At 69.3% G+C, this 23,934-nt stretch carries 18 protein-coding genes; 12 read left to right on the forward strand and 6 right to left on the reverse strand.

Going from position 1 to position 23,934, the window contains the following annotated elements; genetic code table 11:
• Positions 1–17: 17 nt before the first annotated feature.
• Entirely contained in the window at positions 18–797 is a 780-nt protein-coding gene (locus V8Z80_RS07840) for an alpha/beta fold hydrolase (RefSeq protein ID WP_336061610.1), read from the reverse strand.
• A gap of 148 nt (positions 798–945) precedes the next feature.
• Between V8Z80_RS07840 and V8Z80_RS07845 the strand changes: the two genes are divergently transcribed.
• Entirely contained in the window at positions 946–1,416 is a 471-nt protein-coding gene (locus V8Z80_RS07845; protein WP_155197002.1) for a MarR family winged helix-turn-helix transcriptional regulator, read from the forward strand.
• Positions 1,417–1,447: 31 nt separating this feature from the next.
• On the opposite strand, the gene V8Z80_RS07850 is transcribed toward V8Z80_RS07845, so the two are convergent.
• Both V8Z80_RS07850 and glnE read right to left on the reverse strand, forming a co-directional pair.
• Entirely contained in the window at positions 1,448–2,122 is a 675-nt protein-coding gene (locus V8Z80_RS07850; protein WP_155197003.1) for an epoxyqueuosine reductase QueH, read from the reverse strand.
• A gap of 120 nt (positions 2,123–2,242) precedes the next feature.
• Positions 2,243–5,077, reverse strand: coding sequence for a bifunctional [glutamate--ammonia ligase]-adenylyl-L-tyrosine phosphorylase/[glutamate--ammonia-ligase] adenylyltransferase (gene glnE / locus V8Z80_RS07855; RefSeq protein WP_336061611.1), 2,835 nt, complete (start codon positions 5,075–5,077; stop codon positions 2,243–2,245).
• Positions 5,078–5,177: 100 nt separating this feature from the next.
• On the opposite strand from glnE, the gene V8Z80_RS07860 reads away from it, so the two are divergent.
• Positions 5,178–8,861 (forward strand): YhdP family protein, encoded by a 3,684-nt coding sequence (locus tag V8Z80_RS07860; RefSeq protein WP_336061612.1) that lies wholly within the window; start codon positions 5,178–5,180, stop codon positions 8,859–8,861.
• Between the two features lie 8 nt (positions 8,862–8,869).
• Here V8Z80_RS07860 and rho read toward each other — a convergent pair whose 3' ends face one another.
• Together rho and trxA are read right to left on the reverse strand one after the other, a co-directional pair.
• Positions 8,870–10,129, reverse strand: coding sequence for a transcription termination factor Rho (gene rho, locus V8Z80_RS07865; protein ID WP_155197006.1), 1,260 nt, complete (start codon positions 10,127–10,129; stop codon positions 8,870–8,872).
• 81 nt (positions 10,130–10,210) lie between these two features.
• On the reverse strand, positions 10,211–10,537 hold the full coding sequence (gene trxA / locus V8Z80_RS07870; RefSeq protein WP_155197007.1) for a thioredoxin TrxA: 327 nt from the start codon (positions 10,535–10,537) through the stop codon (positions 10,211–10,213).
• Between the two features lie 223 nt (positions 10,538–10,760).
• Here trxA and V8Z80_RS07875 point away from each other — a divergent pair, with 223 nt between their 5' ends.
• Together V8Z80_RS07875 and parC are read left to right on the forward strand one after the other, a co-directional pair.
• Positions 10,761–12,722, forward strand: a complete 1,962-nt coding sequence (locus V8Z80_RS07875) for a DNA topoisomerase IV subunit B (protein ID WP_336061613.1) — start codon at positions 10,761–10,763, stop codon at positions 12,720–12,722.
• Between the two features lie 42 nt (positions 12,723–12,764).
• Positions 12,765–15,080: a DNA topoisomerase IV subunit A gene (parC, locus tag V8Z80_RS07880; protein ID WP_336061614.1), complete on the forward strand. Its 2,316-nt coding sequence runs from the start codon at positions 12,765–12,767 to the stop codon at positions 15,078–15,080.
• A 35-nt stretch (positions 15,081–15,115) separates the two neighbouring features.
• Here the strand turns inward: parC and V8Z80_RS07885 are convergent, their stop codons facing one another.
• Positions 15,116–16,162 carry a TAXI family TRAP transporter solute-binding subunit gene (locus tag V8Z80_RS07885; protein WP_336061615.1) on the reverse strand — a complete coding sequence of 349 codons (1,047 nt, stop codon included), beginning with the start codon at positions 16,160–16,162 and terminating at the stop codon, positions 15,116–15,118.
• Positions 16,163–16,444: 282 nt separating this feature from the next.
• Here V8Z80_RS07885 and V8Z80_RS07890 point away from each other — a divergent pair, with 282 nt between their 5' ends.
• From V8Z80_RS07890 to V8Z80_RS07925, 8 genes are all read left to right on the forward strand, one after another.
• Complete coding sequence (locus V8Z80_RS07890; protein ID WP_336061616.1) at positions 16,445–16,999, forward strand: MarR family winged helix-turn-helix transcriptional regulator; 555 nt, start codon at positions 16,445–16,447, stop codon at positions 16,997–16,999.
• Positions 16,996–17,556 (forward strand): diaminobutyrate acetyltransferase, encoded by a 561-nt coding sequence (gene ectA / locus V8Z80_RS07895; RefSeq protein WP_336061617.1) that lies wholly within the window; start codon positions 16,996–16,998, stop codon positions 17,554–17,556. The genes V8Z80_RS07890 and ectA overlap by 4 nt, the downstream gene beginning before the upstream one ends.
• Positions 17,557–17,660: 104 nt before the next feature.
• Positions 17,661–18,968, forward strand: a complete 1,308-nt coding sequence (gene ectB, locus V8Z80_RS07900; RefSeq protein ID WP_336061618.1) for a diaminobutyrate--2-oxoglutarate transaminase — start codon at positions 17,661–17,663, stop codon at positions 18,966–18,968.
• Positions 18,965–19,363, forward strand: a complete 399-nt coding sequence (locus V8Z80_RS07905; RefSeq protein ID WP_155195292.1) for an ectoine synthase — start codon at positions 18,965–18,967, stop codon at positions 19,361–19,363. The genes ectB and V8Z80_RS07905 overlap by 4 nt, the downstream gene beginning before the upstream one ends.
• A 97-nt stretch (positions 19,364–19,460) precedes the next feature.
• On the forward strand, positions 19,461–20,384 hold the full coding sequence (gene thpD / locus V8Z80_RS07910; RefSeq protein WP_155195291.1) for an ectoine hydroxylase: 924 nt from the start codon (positions 19,461–19,463) through the stop codon (positions 20,382–20,384).
• Between the two features lie 128 nt (positions 20,385–20,512).
• Positions 20,513–21,385: an MOSC domain-containing protein gene (locus tag V8Z80_RS07915; protein ID WP_336061619.1), complete on the forward strand. Its 873-nt coding sequence runs from the start codon at positions 20,513–20,515 to the stop codon at positions 21,383–21,385.
• Positions 21,386–21,493: 108 nt separating this feature from the next.
• The gene (locus V8Z80_RS07920) at positions 21,494–22,540 is read left to right on the forward strand and encodes a CDP-6-deoxy-delta-3,4-glucoseen reductase (protein ID WP_336061620.1); all 1,047 of its coding nucleotides are present in this window, start codon (positions 21,494–21,496) and stop codon (positions 22,538–22,540) included.
• A 135-nt stretch (positions 22,541–22,675) separates the two neighbouring features.
• Positions 22,676–23,932, forward strand: coding sequence for a D-amino acid dehydrogenase (locus tag V8Z80_RS07925; RefSeq protein ID WP_155195289.1), 1,257 nt, complete (start codon positions 22,676–22,678; stop codon positions 23,930–23,932).
• Positions 23,933–23,934: the final 2 nt, after the last annotated feature.

Below are 23,934 nucleotides of genomic sequence, written 5' to 3' on the forward strand. Positions count from 1 at the left end.
GCGGCGGCCATCGCGCCTTAGCGCGAGGCGCCCCGGGCCGCGCGGTCGATGGCATCGGCCACGGCCTTGGGCTGGCTCAGGAACGGCACGTGGCTGGCCTGCACCTGCTCGATGCTTGCGCCGATGCGTTCGGCCGTATGGCGCAGGAGCTTGGGATCAATCGCCTTGTCCTGCGTGGCGATGATGGCCCAGCTCGGCTTGCTGCGCCAGGCGGCGTGGCCGACCTTGGTCTCGAAGATGGACATGTTGATCGGAACCTGCGAATCCCGCAGGAAGGCGGCGTCCGCATCGCTGGTATCGCCGGCAAAGCCGGTCTTGAATTTTTCCAGGCTGACGAAGCCATAGCCGTCGGCTTGCGTCTCGATGACGAATTCCGGCGGAGGCGGGATGTCGGCGAACTGCGAACCGGTGGACTCCCCGACGTCGGGGGCCAGCGCACTGACGTAGACCAGGCCGGCCACCTTCGGGTCGATGCCCGCTTCGGTGATGACCGTGCCGCCGTAGGAATGCCCCACCAGCAGGGTCGGACCGTGCTGCCGGTCCAGGACCCGCCGTGTGGCGGCCACGTCGTCGGCCAGCGAGGTAAGCGGGTTCTGCACGATCGTGACCCGGTAGCCGCGCCCGGTCAACTGGTCGTACACGCCGCGCCAGCCCGAACCGTCGGCGAAGGCGCCGTGCACCAGCACGACGTTCCTGACGGCCTGGCTGTCGGGGATGCGGTCGGAAGAGTGCGCGAGATGGGCGGCGGTCATGCCGGCGGCAGCGGCCATGGCGGCCAGCAGGTTCTTCATCTTCATGGTCAAGTCCTTGATTGGTTTAATCGCGATAATTGTTATCGCGATAATTAAATTCTGGGGCACGGCCGCGAAGCCTGTCAAGCCAAATTTTTATCTCGATATAAGTTATCGCTGTTTGCTAGACTGGCGGGAACTAGAAGGAGCCGCCATGACCAAGCAAAAGGCAAACCCACCTGTACCGCTGGACGCCCAGCTTTGTTATGCCATTTATTCGGCGGGCATTGCCGTCCAGCGGATATACAAGCCCTTGCTCGACCGGCTGGGGCTGACGTATCCGCAGTACCTGGTGCTCAATGTCCTGTGGGCCGGGGACGGGCAGACGGTCGGGGCTATCGCCGAGAAGCTGGCGCTCGAACCCAGCACCTTGACGCCCTTGCTCAAGCGCCTGGAGGCGGCCGGGCTGGTGCAACGCACGCGCAACCCGGCCAACGAGCGGCAGGTGCTCGTCGCACTGACCGGGCCGGGACGGGATCTGCGCAGCCAGGCTGGTTGCCTGGGCGACATGCTGCTCGCGGCATCCGGACGCACGCCCCCCGAGCTGGCCGAGCTGAACACGCAGCTCAGGCAGCTGCGCGACGCGATCTACTCCCAGGCAGGCGCCTGGAGCCTGCCGGCCTGACCGGCGGGTTCAAGCGCCGGGCCGGCCTTGATCAGCCCAGCGTCTCTTCCTGCCCGTAGTATTTCACGCCGATCTTGATCCGCTCGCGTCCCTGCGCGCGGCGGTGGCGGTTGGTGTCGCGCAGCGAATACACGCAGCCGCAGTATTCCTGCTGGTAGAAGCCTTCGCGCTTGCTGATCTCGATCATGCGCGCCGAGCCGCCGCCCTTGCGCCAGTTGTAGGTCCAGTAGATCATGCCCGGATAGCGGGCGGCCGCGCGCTCGCCGCAGCCGTTGATCTGGTTCATGTCCTTCCAGCGCGAGATGCCCAGCGAACTGGTGAAGGTGTCATAGCCGTGTTCGTGGGCATACAGCGCGGTGCGCTCGAAGCGCATGTCGAAGCAGGCGGTGCAGCGGATGCCGCGCTCGGGCTCGTTCTCCATGCCCTTGACGCGCTCGAACCAGTTGTCCACGTCGTAGTCGGCGTCGATGAACTCGATGCCGTGCTGCTCGCAGAAGCGGATGTTCTCGTTCTTGCGGATCTCGTACTCGCGCACCGGATGGATGTTGGGGTTGTAGAAGAACACCGCGTAGCGGATGCCCGAGGCCAGCATGGCCTCCATGACTTCGCCCGAGCAGGGCGCGCAGCACGAATGCAGCAGCACCGTGTCGCGGCCTTGGGGCAGGGCGAGCTTGGGACGGGCGGGCGTGGTGGCGGAGTCGGTCATGGCTGGACGATGGCGGCCGCCCGTGCGGGCGGCGGCGCTTCAATTCTGGAAAACCTTTATTTTACGCGCCCTTGCCGGCCATTCCTATGCGGGCTGGCGTTCGGGCATCTTGGCCTGCCCCTACACCTTCATCACCCCGCGCCCCGTCCCCAGGCTGGCGGGGCTGGCCGGGGTGGCCTGGCCCAGCACGGCGTCCCACAGCGCCTGCACCGCCTTGCGTTCGGCCTGCAGTTCGCTGCCGGGCACGCGGGCCTTTTCCAGGCCCTTCAGGCGCAGGGCGTGCTGGCGCCGGCGCAGGGTGCGATAGGCGTCGCCGGCCTGCAGCGCCAGGTCCTGGCCTACCAGGCCGGCTGCCGCGGCCAGCTTGAGCAGGGCGATGTTGCCCAGGTTGTCGGCCAGCTCGGGGTGCTGCGGCGCATGGCGCAGCACCAGGTACTGGGTGACGAACTCCACGTCCACCATGCCGCCGCGGTCGTGCTTCAGGTCGAAGTCCGGGCCCGTGTTGGGGTGGCCGGCGCGGATGCGTTCGCGCATGGCCAGCACCTCGCCGGCCAGGGTGTCGTTCTCGCGCGGCGTCAGCAGGATCTCGCGGCGGATCTGCTCGAAGCGCGCGCCCACCTGGGGGTCGCCCGCGGCATAACGCGCGCGCGTGAGCGCCTGGTGCTCCCACAGCCAGGCATGCCCGCGCTGGTATTGGGCGAAGGCCTCGACCGAGACGGCCAGCAGGCCGGCTTCGCCGTCCGGGCGCAGGCGCAAGTCCACTTCGTAGAGCCGGCCGGAGGAAGTCAGCGTCGAAAGCCAGGAGCTCATGCGCCGTCCCAGCTTGGCGTAGCGCTCGGGCGCGTCCTCGGCGGGATCCTCGAACAGGAAGACCAGGTCCAGGTCCGAGACGTAGCCCAGTTCCTTGCCGCCCAGCTTGCCATAGGCGATGACCGCAAAGCGCGGCGCGCCGGCCTGCGGATCCTTGGCGACCAGGGGCCAGCAGCGGCGCAGGGTTTCTTCCAGCAGCAGGTCGGCCAGGGCCGAAAGCTGGTCGGCCAGCTTTTCCACGCTGAGCTCGCCTTCCAGGTCCTGGGCCAGCAGCTGGAAGCTGGCCTGGCGCTGCACGTCGCGCATCAGGTTCATCTGGCGCTCGATGTCGGGCTGGCCGTCGGGCAGGCGGCAGGCGTCCAGGTCCCGGCGCAGCTGCTGCGAGACCTGCGGGAAGTCCAGCGGCTCGAACAGCGTGCGCCAGTCGATCAGGCCGTCCAGCAGCAGGGGATGCTTGGTCAGGTACTGCGCCGCCCACGGGCTGGCGGCCACGATGCGGGCCACACGGGCCAGGGTGTCGGGATACTCCGCCAGCAGGGCCAGGTAGGCGCTGCGCTGGGCGATCTGCTCGATCAGGTCCAGCAGCCGCGTGGCCGCGGCCAGCGGCTCGGCGGTCTGGCTTGCCGCGTCGATGGCGGCCGGCAGCAGCGTCTCGACCCGGCGCCGGCTGGTCTCGGGCAGGCTGCGCACGCGGTGGCTGCTGAGCAGGGCCTCGGCGCGGGCCAGCAGCGGTTCGGCCTGCTCGCCGAAGCGGGCATGGATCCGGCTGGCCAGCCGGCTTTCGCTGTCCGACTCGTCCGCCCCGCCAGCCGGCTCACCGCCCGCGCCGCCCGCGCCGTGCGTGCCGCCGCCCAGGCCGGCCAGGCGGAAGGCATCATGGAAGGTATGGGCGACGAACTCGCGGTGCTGCGCCAGGGTCTGTTCGAAGTCCTGCGGCGCCATGCCCATGGCCTGCGCCAGCGCGGCCCGGCGTTCGGGGTCGCTGGGCAGCAGGTGCGTCTGTTCGTCCTCGCGGTATTGCAGCATGTGCTCGGTGCGGCGCAGGAAGCGATAGGCGGCTTCCAGTCTTGCCGCGTCTTGCGCGGGCAGCAGCCCGGCCTGCGCCTGCACGCGCAGGGCCTCGATCAGGCCGCGGGTCTGCAGCGCCGGGGTCCGGCCGCCGCGGATCAGCTGGGACAGCTGCACCACGAACTCGATCTCGCGGATGCCGCCTTCGCCCAGCTTGATGTTGTGCACCGTGTCCACGCCGTTGCGGGCCAGCGCCCGGCGCTGCCAGTCCAGCCGGATGCGCTCGCGCAGGCCGCGCAGGGCCGCCAGCGCGTCGAAATCCAGGTATTTCCGGTAGACGAAGGGCACGCGCAGGCTTTCGAGCTGGCGCAGCTGCGGCTCGGGCTGGCTGCCCTCGAAGGCGTGCGCCGGCATGGGCCGCGCCTTGAGCCAGGCATAGCGTTCCCATTCGCGTCCTTGCGCCACCAGGTACAACTCCAGCGCATCCAGGCTCCAGGCCAGCGGACCGGCATCGCCGTCCGGGCGCAGGCGCAGGTCGGTGCGAAAGACCTGCCCGTCGGCGTCGGCTTCGGAGATCACGGGCATCATGCGCTGGGTCAGGCGGCCGTAGAACTCGTGGTGCGAAAGCCTGCGCCGCCCGTCGGTCTCGCCTTCCTCGCCATAGAGCATGATGAGGTCGATGTCCGAGGACACGTTCAGCTCGCGCCCGCCCAGCTTGCCCATGCCCAGGATCAGCATTTCCTGCGGGGCGCCGTGCGCATCCCTGGGCACGCCGTGCACGGCGGCCAGCTCGGTCGCCACGCTGCGGTAGGCCTGGGCCACGGCCAGGTCGGCCAGCGCGGTCATGGCCCCCACGACTTCCTCCAGCGGCGCCAGGCCGGCCATGTCGCGCGCCATGGCGCAGCAGAACACCCGCTCGCGCAGCTTGCGCAGTACCGCGCGGCACTGCGCCACCGGCAGGCGATGGCCGGCGGCCGGCGCTCCGGCCAGCTCGGCAAACCAGCGCTGCAGCGCCTGTTCGTCCAGCGCGTGGGCGGCGGCTTCGTGCAGCCAGTGCCGCAGGTCCGGCCGGGCGTCGAGCCTGCGGCGCAGATGGCCGGACCATTGCAGGGCGGGGGCGAGCGGATCGGTAGGCATGCGTTTCGGGCTGCAAGAGACGCCGCGCGGGCGTTTCGGGTATAAGTGGTGGTTTGCGCACGATACTGCAATCCACGCCGAGCCGCCCATCCATCGCCCCGTGCCGTCATCCAACAAGGTTCTCTGCAGGCTGTTCTGGACCGCGCTGGGCCTCTACCTGCTGGGGGTCGCTGCCGTGCTGGTGCTGCGCTATGCCGTGCTGCCGCAGGCCGACCAGTGGCGTGTGCACATCGAACAGATGGCCGGCCGCGCGCTGGATGCGCAGGTGCGCATCGATCACGTGGCCGCCCGCTGGAGCGGCCTGCATCCGCGCTTTACGCTGACCGGGGTCCGCATCGTCGACGACCAGGGCCAGGCGCTGCTGCGCCTGCCGCGCGTGCAGGCCGTGCTGTCCTGGCGCAGCGTGCTGGGCCTGTCGCCGCGGTTTCTATCGCTGGCCCTGGACGAGGTGGAGCTGACCCTGCGCCGCGATGCCCGCAACCGCATCTGGGTGGCCAACCGCTCCTTTGCCTTGGGCGAGCCGGGCCAGGACCTTTCCCTGGACACGCCGCTGACGCGATGGCTGGCCCGGCAGGGCGACCTGGTGGTGCGCGATGCCCGGCTGCACTGGCAGGACGAGTTGCGCGGCGCGCCCGGGCTGACTTTCGAGGGCGTGAGCCTGCGCCTGCACAACAGCCTGTTGCGCCACCAGTTCGTCTTGCGGGCGCGCCCGCCCGCCGCACTGGCTGCGGGCCTGGAGGTCCAGGCCGAAACCGAGCGCGGTTTCTTGCGGCAGCCGGCCCGGCGCGGCGGGCAGGTGTACTTGCGCCTGGACGATGCCGAGCCGCTGGCCTGGCGGCCGTGGCTGGACGTGCCCGACGATGCGCGCGGGCGCATGGCCATGCGCGGCTGGGGCCAGATCCATGACGGCAGGCTGGCGCACGTGATGCTGGACCTGGCCGCCCGCGACCTGGGCGGCGCGCGGGCCCAGCCGGCCTGGCGCGCCGGCGTGCAAACCTTGCGCCTGGGCCTGCAAGGCGCGCCGGGGGACTTGCTCGCGGGGCGGGCGCCGGCCTGGCTGGCAAGCTCGCCGGCGCAGGACGGCCTGCAGGTGACGCTGCAGGCCGGCGGCATCGACGTCGAGCTTCCCCGGTTCTTCGAGCAGCCCTTGCCCGGCATCGATGCGCTGCAGGCCTCGTTCTCGCTGCGCCACGCCGCCGGCCAGCCGTGGTCGGTGCACGTCAGCCAGGCGCTGATCCGCAACGGCGACCTGTCGGCCACGCTGCAAGGCAGCTGGCGCGGCCAGGGGCGCACCGCCGCCGGCACGGCCGATTTCGGCGGCCAGATAGAGCGCGCCGCCATGAACGCCATCCATCGCTACCTGCCCTTGACGGTGTCCGAGCACGCCCGCCAATGGCTGGCCCGCGGCCTGCCGCAGGGGCAGGTGACGGCGGGCAGTTATGCCGTCAGCGGCGACCTGGCCGACTTTCCCTACGAGCATCCCGGCGAGGTCGGCCAGTTCCGCGTCCAGGGCCGCATCAGCGGCGCCGACGTCGACTATGCGCCCGCGCGTCCGGGGCGGTTGCCCTGGCCCATGCTGCAGGGCTTGAGCGGCTCGTTCGCCATCGACCGCGATGCCTTGTCCCTGCAAGCCTCGGGCGGCATCGTGCGCACCAGCGCCGAGCATTCGGTGGCCCTGCTGCAGGCCCAGGCCAGCATTCCCCACATGTCCCGCGGCGCCCGGCTGCACGTGCAGGGCACCACCGAAGGCCCCGCGCCGGCCTACCTGGCGATGGTGCCGCGTTCGCCGCTGGGCGGGCTGCTGGGCGGCGTGCTCGACCGGGCGCAGGCCAGCGGCCATTGGCAGGTGCCGCTGGCCTTGGACATACCGCTGACCGCGGTCGATGACACGCAGGTGCGCGGCAGCGTCGCCTTCAACGGGGGCGATTTCGTGCTCGGGCCCGGCGTGCCGCCGTTTCGCCGCATCCAGGGCACGCTGGGCTTTACCGAGCAGGGCGTCTCCAGCGAGGGCCTGCGCGGCCAATTCCTGGGCGGCCCCTATACGCTGTCCGGCACGCTGGCCCCCGGTGCGCCGGGCCTGGCGTTCTCGGGCACCTTGAGCAGCGCCGGCCTGCAGCAGCTGGGCGCCCCCGGCCTGCTCGGGCGGATGTCGGGCCGCACGGCCTATCGCGGCAGCCTGCTGATGGGGGCGGACCGGGGCATCGTCCTGACGGCCGAATCCGATTTGCGCGGCATGGCGCTGGATTTTCCCGCGCCGCTGGACAAGGCCGCCGCGGCGACGCTGCCGCTGTCGGTGCGCTATGAAGCCGGGCAGGTCCGCGGGCCGGGCGGGACGCAGCGGCTCACGGCCGGCCTGGGCCAGTCGCTGGCCTTGCGCCTGGAGCGCGATGCCGGCGCCGGCGGCCAGTCCTATTTCCAGCGCGGCGCGCTGGGCATCGACAGTCCGGCCGAGCTGCCTGGCTCGGGGCTGCGCATCCAGGCCCGGCTGCCGCGCCTGGACCTGGACGCCTGGCGGGCCGTGGCCGAGCAGGCATCCGGCGCGGCGCCGGCCGGCAAATGCCCGCCCGGCGCGCCCGCCGCCTGCGGCGCGTCCACGCACCGTCCCGCCGCCCAGCCACGCGCCGGCGGGCTGCAGGCCGGCGCGCTGCTGCCCCGCCTGAGCAGTGTGGACCTGCGCACCGAGACGCTGCTGCTGGGCAAGGCGAGCCTCGAAGACCTGCAGCTGCAGGCCCGCAGCAGCGAGCCGGGCCGCTGGCAAGCCACGCTGGCCTCGCGCCAGGCGGCCGGCACCCTGGACTGGCAGGCGCCGGGGCAGGCGCCCGGCCGGCTGCAGGCGCGTCTGAGCCACCTGGCGCTGGGCCGCGAGCGCGGCCGCGAGCCGGACCAGGCCGGGCCGCAGGAGCCGGTGCAGATCGAGGACGACGCCTTTGCCGACCTGCCCGACGTGGACCTGCGCGCCGACCAGCTGCTTTTGTACGGCCGGCCCGCCGGCGCGCTGGTTCTTCAAGGCAGCAACCGCGAGCGCGGCCGGCTATGGCATCTGGACACGCTTGCGCTGGCGCAGCCCTCGGGCCGGCTGCAGGCCTCGGGCGTGTGGCGCACCAGCGGCGCGCAGCGCGGGATGAGCGTGAACGCCCGGCTGGACGTGTCCAACCTGGGCGAACTGCTGAAATCGCTGGGCCACGACGACCTGGTCGGCGGCGGCAAGGGCCGCGTGCAGGCCGAGCTGGACTGGCGCGGCTTTCCGTGGCAGCGCGACTACGGCATGCTGCAGGGCAAGGGGGGAGTCAGCCTGGATGCCGGGCGTTTCGTCAGCGTCAACTCGCGCAGCGCGCGCCTGCTGGAGCTGCTGGCGCTGCAATCGGCGCAGCGGCTGGCCCGGCTGGATTTTGCGCCGGGCGCGGCGCTGTCGCGCGGCTTCAGTTTCGATACCCTGCGCGGCGCCCTGAGGGTGGGCGGCGGGCAGCTCAGCACCCCGGGCCTGAAGGTGGACGGACCGGCGGCCACCATCGTGCTCGACGGCTCGACCGACCTGCAGCGCGAGACCCTGGCCATGCATGCGGTGGTGGTGCCCAACCTGGATGCGGGCGGGGCGGCGATCGCCGCGGGCATCGCCATCAATCCGGTGCTGGGCGTGGGCGCTTTCCTGACGCAGTGGCTGCTGCGCGAACCGCTGGCGCGCGCCATGACCGTGCAGTACGCCGTGTCGGGCACCTGGGACGACCCCAAGGTGCGGGAAATCCAGAACGCGGCCAAGCCGCCGCCGGCCCAGCCGCAGCCCTGAGGGCGGTCTTACTTCTTCTTCATCATGTCGAAGAACTCGTTGTTGTTCTTCGTCGAGCGCATCTTGTCCAGGATGAATTCCATGGCCTCGACCTCGTCCATGTCGTGGATGAACTTGCGCAGCACCCACACCTTCTGCAAAAGGTCGGGCTTGATCAGCAGCTCTTCGCGGCGCGTGCCCGACTTGTTCAGGTTCATGGCCGGGTAGACGCGCTTTTCGGCCAGGCGGCGCTCCAGGTGCACTTCGGAGTTGCCGGTGCCCTTGAACTCTTCGTAGATCACTTCGTCCATGCGGCTGCCGGTCTCGATCAGCGCGGTGCCGATGATGGTCAGCGAGCCGCCTTCCTCGAGGTTGCGCGCCGCGCCGAAAAAGCGCTTGGGCCGCTGCAGGGCATTGGCGTCCACGCCCCCGGTCAGCACCTTGCCCGAGGCCGGCACCACCGTGTTGTAGGCGCGCGCCAGGCGGGTGATGGAGTCCAGCAGGATGACCACGTCCTTCTTCATCTCGACCAGGCGCTTGGCCTTCTCGATGACCATCTCGGCCACCTGCACGTGGCGCGTGGCCGGCTCGTCGAAGGTCGAGGCCACCACTTCGCCGCGCACGGTGCGCTGCATTTCGGTGACTTCCTCGGGGCGCTCGTCCACCAGCAGCACGATCATCACGGCGTCGGGATAGTTGGTGGTGATCGCGTGCGCGATGTGCTGCATCATCACCGTCTTGCCGGACTTGGGACTGGCCACCACCAGGCCGCGCTGGCCCTTGCCGATGGGGGCGAAGATGTCCATGATGCGGCCGGTCAGGTTCTCCTCGCTCTTGATGTCGCGCTCGAGCCGCATCGGTTCGTTCGGATGCAGCGGCGTCAGGTTCTCGAACATGATCCGGTGCTTGATGGACTCGGGCGGCACGCCGTTGACCTTGTCCACCTTGACCAGGGCGAAGTAGCGCTCGCCGTCCTTGGGCGTGCGGACCTCGCCTTCGATCGAATCGCCGGTATGCAGGTTGAAGCGGCGGATCTGCGAAGGCGAGATGTAGATATCGTCGGTGCTGGCCAGGTAGGAGGTCTCTGGCGAGCGCAGGAACCCGAAGCCGTCGGGCAGGACCTCGAGCACGCCGTCGCCGAAGATCTGCTCGCCCTGCTTGGCGCGCCGCTTCATGATGGCGAACATCAGCTCCTGCTTGCGCAGGCGGTTGGCGTTTTCGATTTCCAGGCCTGCGGCCATTTCCAGCAGCTGCGATACGTGCAGCGCCTTCAGTTCATTGAGGTGCATTGCTTGAGGGGGAAAGGAGAGGGGAGTGCCGGCGGGCCCCGGACGGGCCCGCGCGAAGAAACGTTGAAAAACAGCTGAATATTACAACGAACTGTCCAGGAAAGCAGTCAGTTGGGACTTGGACAGCGCGCCGACCTTGGTGGCGGCCACCTGGCCGTCCTTGAACAGCATCAGCGTGGGGATGCCGCGTATGCCGAACTTGGCCGCGGTTTCCTGGTTTTCGTCGACGTTGAGCTTGGCCACGGTGACGCGGCCCGCGTATTCGCCGGCCACCTCTTCGAGGATGGGGGCGATCATCTTGCAGGGGCCGCACCAGGCCGCCCAGTAGTCCACCAGCACGGGCTGGCCCGATTGAATGACGTCGGCCTCGAAGCTGGCGTCGCTGACATTCTTGATGTTTTCGCTCATAGTGATCTCGCAGAATCTGACAGGACCTGGGCCAGGGCGAGGGCCGCTGCTTGCCGCAGGTTTACCAAGAAGAACAGCATACCACCGCCGCCGCCGGTGTCCATCCAGGGCCGCTTACAGAGGGAAACAAGTTGCGCATTTTCTGCGCCGGCCAGCCCGGGCCGCACCACGTCACGCGCTATCCGTAGAATGTAGGTTTTTTTCCACAGCACTTGGGGATAACTTGGCCACTTCGCGATACACCGAATCCTCCATCCGGGTGCTCAAGGGCCTGGAGCCCGTGCGCCAGCGTCCGGGGATGTACACCCGCACCGAAAATCCCCTGCACATCCTGCAGGAAGTCATCGACAACGCCGCCGACGAGGCCCTGGGCGGCAACGGCCGGCAGATCCTGGTCACCCAGCACGGCGACGGCAGCGTCTCGGTCGAGGACGACGGCCGGGGCATTCCGGTCGGCATGCATCCCGAAGAGAACGCGCCGGTCGTCGAGCTGGTCTTCACGCGCCTGCACGCCGGCGGCAAGTTCGACAAGCAGGGCGGCGGCGCCTATGCCTTCTCGGGCGGGCTGCACGGGGTGGGCGTGTCGGTGACCAACGCGCTGGCCAGCCGCCTGGAAGTGGTGGTCTGGCGCGACGGCGGCACGCACCGCATCGTGTTCGCCGGCGGCGACGTGGCCGAACCGCTGGCCCCCTATCCCGAGGGCGGGCGCAAGAAATCGGGCACGCGCGTGCGGGTCTGGCCCGACGCCCGGTATTTCGACAGCCCCGCCATTCCACAGGCCGAGCTGGCCCACCTGCTGCGCAGCAAGGCCGTGCTGCTGCCCGGCGTGAAGGTGGTGCTGCGCAACGAGAAAAGCGGCGAGTCGCGCACCTGGCTCTACGAGCAGGGCCTGCGCGGCTACCTGACCGAGGCGCTGGCCGGCGCCGAGCTGATGATCCCGCTGTTCGAGGGCGAGCAGTACGCCGGCCCCGACCACGAGACCTTCGCCGAAGGCGAGGGCGCCCAGTGGGTGGTGGCCTGGTCCGACGAAGGCAACGTGGTGCGCGAGTCCTACGTCAACCTGATCCCCACCCCGGCCGGGGGCACGCACGAGGCGGGGCTGCGCGACGGCCTGTTCGGCGCCGTCAAGGCCTTTGCCGAGCTGCACGGCCTGCTGCCCAAGGGAGTGAAGCTGCTGCCCGAGGACGTCTTTGCCCGCGCCAGTTTCGTGCTCTCGGCCAAGGTGCTCGATCCGCAATTCCAGGGGCAGATCAAGGAGAAGCTCAACAGCCGCGATGCCGTGCGCCTGGTCAGCGGCTTTGCCCGCACCGCGCTGGACTTGTGGCTGAACCAGCACGTGGACTACGGCCGCAAGCTGGCCGAGCTGGCCATCCGCCAGGCCCAGGCGCGCGCCCGTTCGGCGCAGAAGGTGGAAAAACGCAAGAGCTCCGGCGTGGCGGTGCTGCCGGGCAAGCTGACCGACTGCGAATCGAGCGATGCCTCGCGCACCGAGATCTTCCTGGTCGAAGGCGACTCGGCCGGCGGCTCGGCCAAGATGGGCCGCGACAAGGAGTTCCAGGCCATCCTGCCCTTGCGCGGCAAGGTGCTCAATGCCTGGGAGGTCGATCGCGACCGCCTGTTCGCCAACAACGAGATCCACGACATCGCCGTGGCCATCGGCGTGGACCCGCACGGCCCCGAGGACAGCGTGGACCTCTCGGGCCTGCGCTACGGGCGCGTGTGCATCCTGTCTGACGCCGACGTGGACGGCTCGCATATCCAGGTGCTGCTGCTGACCCTGTTCTACAAGCACTTTCCGCGGCTGGTCGAGCAAGGCCACGTCTACGTGGCGCGCCCGCCGCTGTACCGGGTGGACGTGCCGGCCCAGGGCAAGAAGCCGCCGCGCAAGCTCTATTGCCTGGACGACGGGGAGCTGGAGGCCGTCGAGGACAAGCTGCGCAAGGAAGGCGTGCGCGAAGGCGCCTGGAGCATCAGCCGCTTCAAGGGCCTGGGCGAGATGAGCCCCACGCAGCTGTGGGAAACCACCATGAACCCGGACACCCGGCGCCTGCTGCCGGTAGGCTATGGCGAGATGGACAGGCAGGACACCACCCGCATGTTCGAGATGCTGATGGGCAAGGGCGAATCGGCCCAGCGCCGCGCCTGGCTCGAGGAAAAGGGCAACCTCGCCGAACTGGATATATAGGCCGGCCGGCAAGGCGGCGGCAAAGCAACATGGAAAAAGTAGATGAGTAACGATAACCAAGCAGGACTTTTCGACGCCGAAGGCCAGGAAGCCGCGATCACCCTGGCCCGCTACGCCGAGCAGGCCTACCTGGACTACGCCGTCTCGGTGGTGCGCGGACGCGCGCTGCCGGACGTGGGCGATGGGCAGAAGCCGGTGCAGCGCCGCATCCTCTACGCCATGCAGTCCATGGGCCTGTCGGCCGGCAGCAAGCCGGTCAAGTCGGCCCGCGTGGTCGGCGACGTGCTGGGCAAATACCATCCGCACGGCGACCAGGCCGCCTATGACGCGCTGGTGCGCATGGCGCAGGATTTCACGCTGCGCTATCCCCTGATCGACGGGCATGGCAATTTCGGCTCGCGCGATGGCGACAACGCGGCGGCCATGCGCTATACCGAAGCGCGGCTGACGCCCTTCGCGCGCCTGCTGCTGGACGAGCTGGACGAGGGCACGGTCGATTTCGGGCCCAACTACGACGGCAGCCAGCAGGAGCCGGCCATGCTGCCGGCGCGCCTGCCCGTCATGCTGCTCAACGGCGCCTCGGGCATCGCCGTGGGCATGGCCACCGAGATCCCTTCGCACAATCTGCGCGAGCTCGCCCAGGCCTGCGTGGCGCTGCTGCGCAATCCCAAGCTGTCCGACGACGAACTGGCCCAGCGGATCCCGGGGCCGGACTTTGCCGGCGGCGGCCAGATCATCACGCCGGCGGCCGACATCGCCCAGCTCTACCGGGGCGGGCGCGGCTCGCTCAAGGCGCGGGCGCGCTGGCGCTTCGAGGAGCTGGCGCGCGGGCAATGGCAGCTGGTGGTCTACGAACTGCCGCCCGGCACCTCGGGCCAGAAGGTGCTCGAAGAGATCGAAGAAATCACCAATCCCAAGGTCAAGGCCGGCAAGAAGGCGCTCACGCCCGAGCAGCAGCAGGCCAAGGCCGTCATGCTGGGGCTGCTCGATGCCGTGCGCGACGAGTCGGGCAAGGACGACGCGGTGCGGCTGGTGTTCGAGCCCAAGACCTCGCGCGTGGATCGCGACGAGTTCGTCACCGCGCTGCTGGCGCAGACCAGCATGGAAAACAGCGTGCCGGTCAACCTGGTGTGCATCGGCACCGATGGCCGGCCCAGGCAGAAGGGCCTGCGCGAGATCCTGACCGAATGGCTGGCGTTTCGCACCGAAACCCTGGTGCGCCGCACCCGCCACCGCCTGGGCAAGGTCGCTGACCGCATCCATGTGCTGGAAGGGCGCATGGTGGTCTACCTGAACGTGGACGAGGTGATCCAGACCATCCGCGAATCGGACGAGCCGCGCGCGGCGCTGATGCAGCGCTTCTCGCTGACCGAGCGGCAGGCCGAGGACATCCTGGAGATGCGGCTGCGCCAGCTGGCCCGGCTCGAAGGCTTCAAGATCGAGCAGGAGCTGGCCGACAAGCGCCAGGAGCAGCAGCACCTGCAGGGCCTGCTGGACGATCCGGCGGCGCTCAAGCGGCTGATGATCAAGGAAATCGAAGCCGACGCCAAGCAATACGGCGATGAGCGCCGCACCCTGATCGAGCCGGCCGAGCGGGCCGTGATGGAGACCAAGGTGGTGGACGAGCCGGTCACGGTCATCGTCTCGCAAAAGGGCTGGCTGCGGGCGCGCCAGGGCCACGGCCACGATGCCAGCCAGTTCAATTTCAAGTCGGGCGACGCGCTGTACGGCGCCTTCGAATGCCGCACCACCGACACGCTGATCGCCATTGCCGATAACGGGCGGGTGTACTCGATCGCGGTCGCCGGGCTGCCGTCGGCGCGCGGCGACGGCGCTCCGGTCACCAGCATGATCGAGCTGGAAAGCGGCTCGCGCATCCTGCACATGATCGCGGCCGCGCCCGATAGCCGCTGGCTGCTGGCCACCCGCCGCGGCTATGGCTTTGCCACCCGGCTGGCCGACATGAGCACGCGCCAGCGCGGCGGCAAGCAATTCATCACCCTGGACGCGAATGACGCATTGCTGCGGCCCGTGCCCTGGTTCGAAGGGGCCGGGCAGCTGGCCCTGTTGACAGCCAAGGGCAAGTTCCTGGTCTTTGGCCTGGACGAGGTCAAGCAGCTGACCGGCGGCGGACGCGGCACCATACTCATGGGCGTGGACGCGGCGGACAGCCTGGCCCAGGTGGTGCCCGTCGGCCCGCAGGGGCTGCGGGTGCGCGGCGTATATCGCAACCGCGAAACCGAAGAAGTGCTGGCCGGGGCGGCGCTGTCCGCCTACGAGGGCAAGCGGGCGCGCAAGGGCCGCCAGCTCGAGGCCAAGCCCAAGCAGCCCGTGCTCTCGCCCGTGCTGCCGGCCTAGCGCGGGCCGCCGGCTCGGCCCAGCCGAAGGCCTTGTCAGCCTCCGGCCGGCCCGGTCGGCCCGGCAGGCGCGGCTGCGCCTTGCCCGGGCCGCGGCAGCCAGCCCTGCTCGCGATAGTATTTTTCCGCGCCCGGATGCAGGGGCGCGGGCAGCGCCTGGCCTGCCATCTGCTCGGGCCGCAGGGCGGCCAGCGCCGGATGCGCGCGCCTGATGGCGTCCAGGTTCTCGAAGATCGCCTTGACCACCAGGTAGACCAGCTCGTCGGGCACGTCGCTGGCGCTCATCAAGGTCGCGGTCGTCCCGAAAGAGCGGGTGTCCCGGGGGTTGCCCGCATACAGGCCGCCCGGGATTTGCGCGCGCGCATAGTACGGGTGGCGCGCCAGCAGGCGCTCCACGGCCGGGCCGTCGATATCGAGCAGCCGGGCGCCGCATTGCGCGATGGCGTCGGCCACGCTGCGCGAAGGGTGGCCGACGGCGTAGAACAGGCCGTCGATGCGGCCTTCGCACAGGGCCGCGCCGTGTTCGTCGGGCCGCAGCGCCGTGGTCTGCGAAAAGGTGCGCAGCGTCCAGTCCTTGGCCTGCAGCAGGGCCTGCAGCGTGGCGCGCGAGCCCGAACCCGGGTTGCCCGCGTTCACACGCTTGCCGCGCAGGTCGTCCAGCGCATTGATGCCCGCATCGGCACGGGCCACCAGCGTCAAGGGTTCCGCATGCAGGGACAGCACCGTGCGCAGCTTGCGCAAAGGGGCATCCTGGTAAGGGGCGCTGCCCCGGTAGGCGTGGTGGCCCACGTCCGACTGCACCATGCCCAGGTCCAGGTCCCCGGCGCCCAAGGCGCGCGCGTTGTATACCGAGCCGCCGCTGGCTTGGGCCGTGCAGCGCACCCCGTGCTGCACGCGTTCGCGGTTGACCTGGCGGCAGATCGCCTCGCCGGCCGCGTAGTAGACCCCGGCGGCGTCGCCCGTGCCGATGCTCAGGAAATGCGCCCAGGCGCCGGCCGGCCAGGCCAGGCACAGGCCCAGCGCCCAGCCGGCCAGCATCCGGCCCGGAACGGAACGGGGAAGAGGACGGCGCGGGCAAGGCATGGACGGAGCCTCCTTCGGGTGGGCGGGTGGCCTGGGCCGCATTAGCTTAGCGCGACCGGCAGGACGGTGCCGGGCATCGTGGCCGCGGGAGACGGCGCCGCAGAAAGATTCCCACAAAAAAACAATTGCTTTCCTTCCGAGGGAAATCGGCGATTTTGCCGCCAAATAACGGCAGGATAGGCGCTTTATGCCCGGGTACAAGGTTGACATCCCGCTATGCCGCCCGTACCATGGCACTCAAATCATTCGTGCACGAATCAATTGCATTGAATTCGTTTTGTTATGAATAATACTGTTACGACACAATCCTCGCCCCAGCAGTACGACCTGCGCATCCTGCGCGCCCTGCGCCGCATCACGCGCTCGATCGCGCTGCATTCGCGCCAGCTGGCGGCCTGCAGCCACATCACCGCGCCGCAGCTGATCTGCCTGCGCACCATCCTGGCCGCCCAGGCGCCGCTGACGGCCACCGCCATCAGCCGCGAGATGCACGTCAGTCCCAGCACCGTCGTGGGCATCCTCGACCGTCTGGAAGACAAGGGCCTGATCCGCCGCGAGCGCGGCCGCGAAGACCGCCGCATCGTCTTCGTCAGCGCCACCGAGGCTGGCGCCGTGCTGGCCAGCGAAGCGCCTTCGCCGCTGCAAAAGAAGCTGGCCGACGCGCTCAATGCGCTGCCCGAGCTCGAGCAGGCCACCATCACGCTTTCGCTCGAACGCATCGTCGACCTGATGGAAGCGGGCGGCCAGCCCGCCGGCGAGCCGCTGGGCGACCTGCATTCACCCATCCTGGACGTGCCCACGCACGGCACGCCGCCTGAATCGGGGCTGGTGGTATGAGCGTGCAAGCCGAGGGCGACGCGCAGGCAAATGCGCTCGGCGCGCCGTATGGCCTGCGCCAGCCGCGCAGGACGGACGGCGCGGCCATCCACGCGCTGATCGCTGCCTGCCCCCCGCTGGACCTGAACTCGGTCTATGCCTACCTGCTGCAATGCGAGCATTTCGCGCAGACCGGCGTGGTGGCCGAGCGCGAGGGGCGCATCGACGGCTTCATTTCCGCCTACGTGCCGCCAGGCCGCCCGGACGTGCTGTTCGTCTGGCAGGTGGCGGTGCATGAAAGGGCAAGGGGGCATGGCCTGGGCCAGCGCATGCTGGCCGAGATCCTGGGCCGGCCCGCCTGCGCGGCGGTGCGTTTCGTGGAAACCACCGTCGGCCCGGACAACCAGGCCTCGCGCGGCATGTTCGCCGCGCTGGCCCGCCAGCGCCAGGCGGGCATCGAAGAATCCCCCTTGTTTCCGGCCAGCCTGTTCGGCGAAGGGCCGGCGCACGAGGACGAAATGCTTTTACGGATAGGTCCGTTCAAGGCCGGCCCACCGGGCGGCGCGGCGCGGACCTGACCACGAACCGGGTCCGGCCGCCGCACGCTGCCCGCGCGGATGCGGCCCCTTCCACGCCGGGCCCACGGAACGCCAGTTCCACAAACAGAGAGAGGGAGAAAGATATGGACCTGAAAATCTTTGACCGCATGGAGTCCGAAGTCCGAGGATACATCCGGTCGTTTCCGGTGATCTTCAACCAGGCGAAAGGCTCCTTGCTGATCGACGAGAACCGCTCCGAATACATCGACTTCTTCAGCGGCGCGGGCACGCTGAACTACGGCCACAATAACCCGCTGTTCAAGGAAAAACTGGTCGAGTACCTGCACGCCGACGGCGTGGTGCATGGCCTGGACATGGCCACCAGCGCCAAGAAGCAGTTTCTGGAAACCGTGGACCGGGTGCTGCTCAAGCCGCGCAAGTGGCAATACACGCTGCAGTTCACCGGGCCGACCGGCACCAACGCCGTCGAGGCCGCACTCAAGATCGCGCGCCAGGTCAAGGGCCGCCCGAACGTCGTTTCGTTCACGCACGGCTTTCACGGCGTGAGCGGCGGTTCGCTGGCGGCCACGGCCAACGCCAAGTTCCGCGACGCGGCCGGCGTGGCGCTGGGCAACACCACCTTCATGCCCTATGACGGCTATTTCGGTCCCGACGTGGACACCATCGCCTATCTGGAGCGCATGCTCGATGACCCCAGCAGCGGCATGGACAAGCCGGCTGCGGTGATCGTGGAAACCGTGCAGGGCGAGGGCGGCGTCAACGTGGCCACCCTGCGCTGGCTCAAGGAGCTGGAAAAGCTGTGCCAGCGGCACGACATGCTGCTCATCGTGGACGACATCCAGGTCGGCTGCGGGCGAACCGGCAGCTTCTTCAGCTTCGAGTCGGCCGGCATCCGCCCGGACATCGTCACGCTGTCCAAGTCGCTCTCGGGCTTTGGCCTGCCCATGTCGCTGGTGCTGATGAAGCCCGAGCTGGACATCTGGAAGCCCGGCGCCCACAGCGGCACCTTCCGGGGCAACAACCTGGCCTTCGTGACCGCCACGGCCGCCCTGGACCACTACTGGACCAGCGATGCCTTCTCCACCGAGATCCAGCGCAAGGAGCGCCTGGTGCGCGACTGGCTGGAAAACCTGGTGCACAGCTATCCGGCCGCGGGCCTGGGCGCGCGCGGCCGCGGCCTGATCCAGGGCCTGGTGACCCAGGCCGATCCCTCGCTGGCCAACAAGATCGCCCAGAAGGCCTTCTCGCATGGCCTGGTGATCGAAACCTCGGGCGCCCAGGACGAGGTGCTCAAGCTGCTGCCGGCCCTGACCATCGAGGACGAGCTGCTCACGCGCGGCCTGGACGTCATCGAGCGCAGCGTGGCCGAAGTGCTGGCCGAACAGGGCGAAGGCGCCCGTGTATTGAAGTTTGGAGGTAACCGTCGATGATCGTACGCAATGTCAAGGATGTGATCGGGACCAAGGACGAGGTCAAGACCGAGAACTGGCTGAGCCGCCGCGTGCTGCTCAAGAAGGACGGCATGGGCTTTTCCTTTCACGAAACGGTGATCTTTCCCGGCACCGAGACGCACATCCACTACCAGAACCATCTCGAGGCGGTCTGGGTGGTCGAGGGCGACGGCGAGATCGAAACCATCGCCGACGGCAAGAAATACAAGCTCGAGCCGGGCGTGGTCTATGCGCTGGACAAGAACGACGAGCACTGGCTGCGCGGCGGCAAGGCGCCTTGCCGGGTGCTGTGCGTCTTCAATCCGCCGCTGACCGGCCTGGAGGTCCACGACGAGAAGGGGGTATACCCCATCGTCGAGGACGAGGCCGCCTGAGTCCCCGCCTACGGGGCCGGCGCCCTTGCCGCACCGGCCGCCGCGCCGGTTCGAGGGCGGCGGAGCACGGACAGGACACAGATAGGAGGAACCCGCAATGATTACCCCTGCAAAGGACATCTACGCATCGCGCACCGACCGGGGCGCGGCCATCATCGCCCGCCAGGACCCCGTGGTCTACGGCGGCGGCACTTATGCCGACGCGCTGGACAAGGACCAGCTCGCCGCCTACGAAGCCGATGGCTTCCTGCTGCTGGAGAACGTGTTCTCCGAGGAGGAGGTCAAGGCGCTGACCGCCGAGGTCGAGCGCATGACGCGCGATCCGGCCATCATCCGCCGCGAGGAGGCCATCACCGAACCGAACAGCGATGCCGTGCGCTCCATTTTCATGGTGCACGTGCTCAGCCCGGTGATGCAGCGCCTGGCCCGCGATCCGCGCCTGATCCACGTGGCGCGCCAGATCCTGGGCTCGGAGGTCTACATGCACCAGTCGCGCGCCAATCTCAAGCCCGGCTTCAAGGGCAAGGAGTTCTACTGGCACTCGGACTTCGAGACCTGGCACGTCGAGGACGGCATGCCCGGCATGCGCGCGCTCAGCTGCTCGGTGCTGCTGACCGACAACAACGTGTGCAACGGGCCGCTGATGCTGGTGCCCGGTTCGCACCACCAGTTCATCTCGTGCGTGGGCCAGACGCCCGAGAACCACTACAAGCAGTCGCTCAAGAAACAGGAATACGGCGTGCCCGATCCGGTCAGCCTGCAATTGCTGACCGAGCAGGGCGGCATCCGCGCCATGACGGCCAAGGCCGGCTCGGTGGTGTTCTTCGACTGCAACACCATGCACGGCTCGAACAGCAACATCTCGCCGTGGCCGCGCGCCAACGTCTTCATGGTCTACAACAGCATGGAGAACACGCTGCAGCCGCCCAAGTACGGCCTGGCCCCGCGCCCCGAGCACATCGCCACGCGCCGCGCCTTCTCGGCGCTGACGCCGCTGGACACGCTCAAGGCCGTGAGCTGATCCCTCCCGGGCGGGGCCGCAAGGTCTTGTCCGTGGCCGGCGCCCGCGGGGGCGCCGGCCTTTTGTCTTCCGCCCCCTGGCCGGGCAGATTATGATGGGCCGCTTCCACATCCCTGCCGGGCCGCGCCATGAACGCCACCTTAGTCGGGCTGCACAGCTATCCCATCAAATCCTGCGGCGCCCTGGACTGGACGGTGGCGGCCGTGACGGCGGCCGGCCTGGCGCTGGACCGCCAATGGATGCTGGTCAGCGAGGACGGCCGTTTCATGACGCAGCGGCAGTGGCCGGCCATGGCGCTGGTCCGTCCCGTGCTGCGCGAGAACGCCTTGTGGGTCGGCGCCCCGGGAATGCCCGAGCTGCGCGTCGCCGCGCTGGACGAGGCGCCGCCCGAGGGGCCGGCCCGCACCCTGACGGTCTGGCGCGACAACGTGCCGGGACAGGATGCCGGCGCCGAGGCGGCGGCCTGGTTCAGCAACGCGCTGGGCGAGCCCTGCCGGCTTTACCGCCTGCACCCGCAGGCGCGGCGCCTGGCCAGTCCCGAGCATGTCACCGCCTGGCGCTTGCGGCACGGACAGGCCGTGCCGGAGCTGGGCTCGCGCCACGCCTTCGGTTTTGCCGACGGCTTTCCGCTGCTGGTGGCCAGCCAGGACTCGCTGCGCGAGCTCAACGCCAGGCTCGCCCGGCAGGGGCATGCGCCGGTGCCCATGGACCGCTTTCGCCCCAACGTCGTGATAGAGGGCCTGGAGCCCTACGACGAGGATCACGTCGCCTGGCTGCGCTGCGGCCAGGTGGTGCTGGCGCTGGTCAAGCCTTGCTCGCGCTGCACGGTGCCCGACGTGGACCAGGCCAGCGGCCTGCGCGGCGAGGAGCCCGGCCGTACGCTGGCGGCCTATCGCCGCCGGCAAGAGGGCGTGATGTTCGGCCAGAACGCCGTGGCGCATGCGCCGGCCGGCGCGGTCCTGGCGGTCGGCGAGCCCGTCCGGGCCGAGTTCGCATTCTGATCCGCGCCGCGGGGGCGGGCCGCGCCCCAAAAGGCTAGAATTGCGGATTGACACCCATCCCCATTCGCCATCCGGGCGCGCACGGCGCCTCGCATCCAGATCGAATCCATGAGCTTTCAGGTCACCGTCCTGCCCAGCAACCATACCTTCACCGCCGAGCCGAGCCAGTCGCTGCTGGACGCGGCCCTGGCTGCCGGCATCGTCCTGCCCTACAGCTGCCGCAACGGCGCCTGTTCCACCTGCAAGGGCAAGGTGGTGTCGGGCAGCTTCGAGGCCGGTCCGGCCCCCGAGCAGATCCTGACCGCCGAAGAGCGCGAGCAGGGCTACACGCTGTTCTGCCAGGCCAAGCCGCAATCGGACATGGTGCTCGAATCGGCCGAAGTCAGGCTGGCCAGCGATATCCAGGTGCGCAAGCTGCCGGCGCGCGTGATCGGCATGGAGCGGGCGGCGCACGACGTGATGGTGCTCCGGCTGCAGCTGCCGGCCACCGAAACCTTCCGCTATTACGCCGGCCAGTACGTCGAGGTCATCCTCAAGGACGGGCGGCGCCGCAGCTACTCCATGGCCGTGGCCCCGCACGAAGGCGGTCCGCTGGAGCTGCACGTGCGCCACATGCCCGGCGGCGTTTTCACCGACCACGTGTTCGGCGCCGGCGCCACCCAGATGAAGGAACGCGAGATCCTGCGCCTGGAAGGGCCGCTGGGTTCGTTCTTCCTGCGCGAGGACTCCGAGCGTCCCATCGTGCTGCTGGCCAGCGGCACGGGCTTTGCCCCGGTCAAGGCGATGGTCCAGCACATGCTGCATGCCGGCATCGCGCGCCCGGTGCGCCTGTACTGGGGCGGGCGCCGCCCGCACGACTTGTACATGGACGCGCTGGCCCGCAGCTGGGAATCGGCGCTGCCCGATTTCCGCTACGTGCCGGTGGTGTCCGCAGCCCAGCCCGAGGATGCCTGGCAAGGCCGCACGGGCCTGGTGCACGAGGCGGTCATGCAGGACCTGCCCGACCTGTCGGGCTGGCAGGTGTATGCCTGCGGCACGCCGCTGATGGTCAACGCGGCCCGGGTGGATTTCGCCCAGCGCTGCGGCCTGCCCGATGACGAGTTCTATGCCGACGCCTTCACCTCCGAGGCCGATGTCGCGGCCATCAAGGGATAGGCGGCTGGCCGGCGCCTTGCGCCGGGTGTTTGTGGCGGCTGCCGTGCACGGTAAACTCCCGTATCCGTCCTGGGCGCAGCCTGCGCATCCTGCCTGGCGCCCGGCCGGAACCGATCAGGCGGGAGCCAATCTGGAATGAAAATCGCGGTTTTGGGCAGCGGCATCATCGGCACGGCCAGTGCCTGGTGGCTGCAGCAAGCGGGCCATGATGTCGTGGTGGTCGACCGGGCCAGCGGCCCGGCCCGCGAAACCAGCTTTGCCAACGGCGGCCAGATATCGGTCTCGTATGCCGAGCCCTGGGCCAATCCGCAGGCCCCGCTCAAGCTGCTGCGCTGGATCTTCCAGGACGACGCGCCGCTGTATTTCCGTCCGCGGCTCGATTGGCGGCAGTGGCAATGGGGCCTGGCCTTCCTGCGCGAGTGCCTGCCCGGCCGGCTGGCGCCCAACATCCGCGCCATGGTCAACCTGGCTGAATACAGCCGCTCGACCCTGCAGCAGATGCGCGCCGGGCTGGACATCCGCTACGACCATCTCGAACGCGGCATCCTGAACTTCTATCGCACGCCTGCCGAATTCGACGCTTCCCAGCGTGCCGCCGGCCTGATGCGCGACTTCGGCGTCGAGCGGCGCATCCTGGGCCCGGACGAAGTGGTGGCCATCGAGCCGGCGCTGGCGCCCCGGCGCGACCTGATCGTGGGCGGAGACTACACCCCGGATGACGAAAGCGGCGACGTGCACCTGTTCACCGCCGCGCTGGCCGAACGCGCGGCGCAGGCCGGCGTGCAGTTCCTCTTCAATACCCAGGTCACGCGCCTGCAGGGCGAGGGCGGCCAGGTGCGCGCGGCCGAGCTCATCCAGGCCGACGGCCGCTACGGCGCGCTCAAGGCCGATGCCTACGTCGTGGCACTGGGCAGCTTCACGCCCGATCTCGTGCGTCCGCTGGGCGTGTCCTGCCCCATCTATCCCGCCAAGGGCTATTCGGCCACCTTCCCCGTGACCGACCCCGCCGGCGCGCCCACCGTCAGCCTGACCGACAGCGGCCACAAGGTGGTGTTCAGCCGCCTGGGCGAGCGGCTGCGCATGGCCGGCACGGCCGAGCTGTCGGGCTATTCGCGGGCCCTGAACCCTGTGCGCTGCCAGGCCCTGACGCGCCTGGCGCGCGAGCTTTTTCCCGAGGCGCTCGACTTCGAGCGCGTCAGCTACTGGTCGGGCTTGCGCCCGTCCACCCCTTCGAACGTGCCGCTCATCGGCCGCACACGCGTGTCCAACCTGTTCCTGAACGCAGGCCACGGCACGCTGGGCTGGACCATGGGCGTCGGCTCGGGCAGGGCGCTGGCCGACATCGTGGATGGACGCCAGCCCGAACCCGATTTTCCTTTCATCGGCTTGTAGAC

This window comes from Orrella sp. JC864, assembly GCF_037026685.1.
Taxonomy (GTDB): Bacteria; Pseudomonadota; Gammaproteobacteria; order Burkholderiales; family Burkholderiaceae_B; genus Orrella.

Excerpts from the sequence above, each read along its gene's own strand:
- V8Z80_RS07840 (WP_336061610.1), bottom strand. The coding sequence starts at position 797 with ATGAAGATGAAGAACCTGCTGGCCGCCATGGCCGCTGCCGCCGGCATG.
- V8Z80_RS07845 (WP_155197002.1), top strand. The coding sequence starts at position 946 with ATGACCAAGCAAAAGGCAAACCCACCTGTACCGCTGGACGCCCAGCTT.
- V8Z80_RS07850 (WP_155197003.1), bottom strand. The coding sequence starts at position 2,122 with ATGACCGACTCCGCCACCACGCCCGCCCGTCCCAAGCTCGCCCTGCCC.
- glnE (WP_336061611.1), bottom strand. The coding sequence starts at position 5,077 with ATGCCTACCGATCCGCTCGCCCCCGCCCTGCAATGGTCCGGCCATCTG.
- rho (WP_155197006.1), bottom strand. The coding sequence starts at position 10,129 with ATGCACCTCAATGAACTGAAGGCGCTGCACGTATCGCAGCTGCTGGAA.
- trxA (WP_155197007.1), bottom strand. The coding sequence starts at position 10,537 with ATGAGCGAAAACATCAAGAATGTCAGCGACGCCAGCTTCGAGGCCGAC.
- parC (WP_336061614.1), top strand. The coding sequence starts at position 12,765 with ATGAGTAACGATAACCAAGCAGGACTTTTCGACGCCGAAGGCCAGGAA.
- V8Z80_RS07885 (WP_336061615.1), bottom strand. The coding sequence starts at position 16,162 with ATGCCTTGCCCGCGCCGTCCTCTTCCCCGTTCCGTTCCGGGCCGGATG.
- V8Z80_RS07890 (WP_336061616.1), top strand. The coding sequence starts at position 16,445 with ATGAATAATACTGTTACGACACAATCCTCGCCCCAGCAGTACGACCTG.
- ectA (WP_336061617.1), top strand. The coding sequence starts at position 16,996 with ATGAGCGTGCAAGCCGAGGGCGACGCGCAGGCAAATGCGCTCGGCGCG.
- ectB (WP_336061618.1), top strand. The coding sequence starts at position 17,661 with ATGGACCTGAAAATCTTTGACCGCATGGAGTCCGAAGTCCGAGGATAC.
- V8Z80_RS07905 (WP_155195292.1), top strand. The coding sequence starts at position 18,965 with ATGATCGTACGCAATGTCAAGGATGTGATCGGGACCAAGGACGAGGTC.
- thpD (WP_155195291.1), top strand. The coding sequence starts at position 19,461 with ATGATTACCCCTGCAAAGGACATCTACGCATCGCGCACCGACCGGGGC.
- V8Z80_RS07915 (WP_336061619.1), top strand. The coding sequence starts at position 20,513 with ATGAACGCCACCTTAGTCGGGCTGCACAGCTATCCCATCAAATCCTGC.
- V8Z80_RS07920 (WP_336061620.1), top strand. The coding sequence starts at position 21,494 with ATGAGCTTTCAGGTCACCGTCCTGCCCAGCAACCATACCTTCACCGCC.
- V8Z80_RS07925 (WP_155195289.1), top strand. The coding sequence starts at position 22,676 with ATGAAAATCGCGGTTTTGGGCAGCGGCATCATCGGCACGGCCAGTGCC.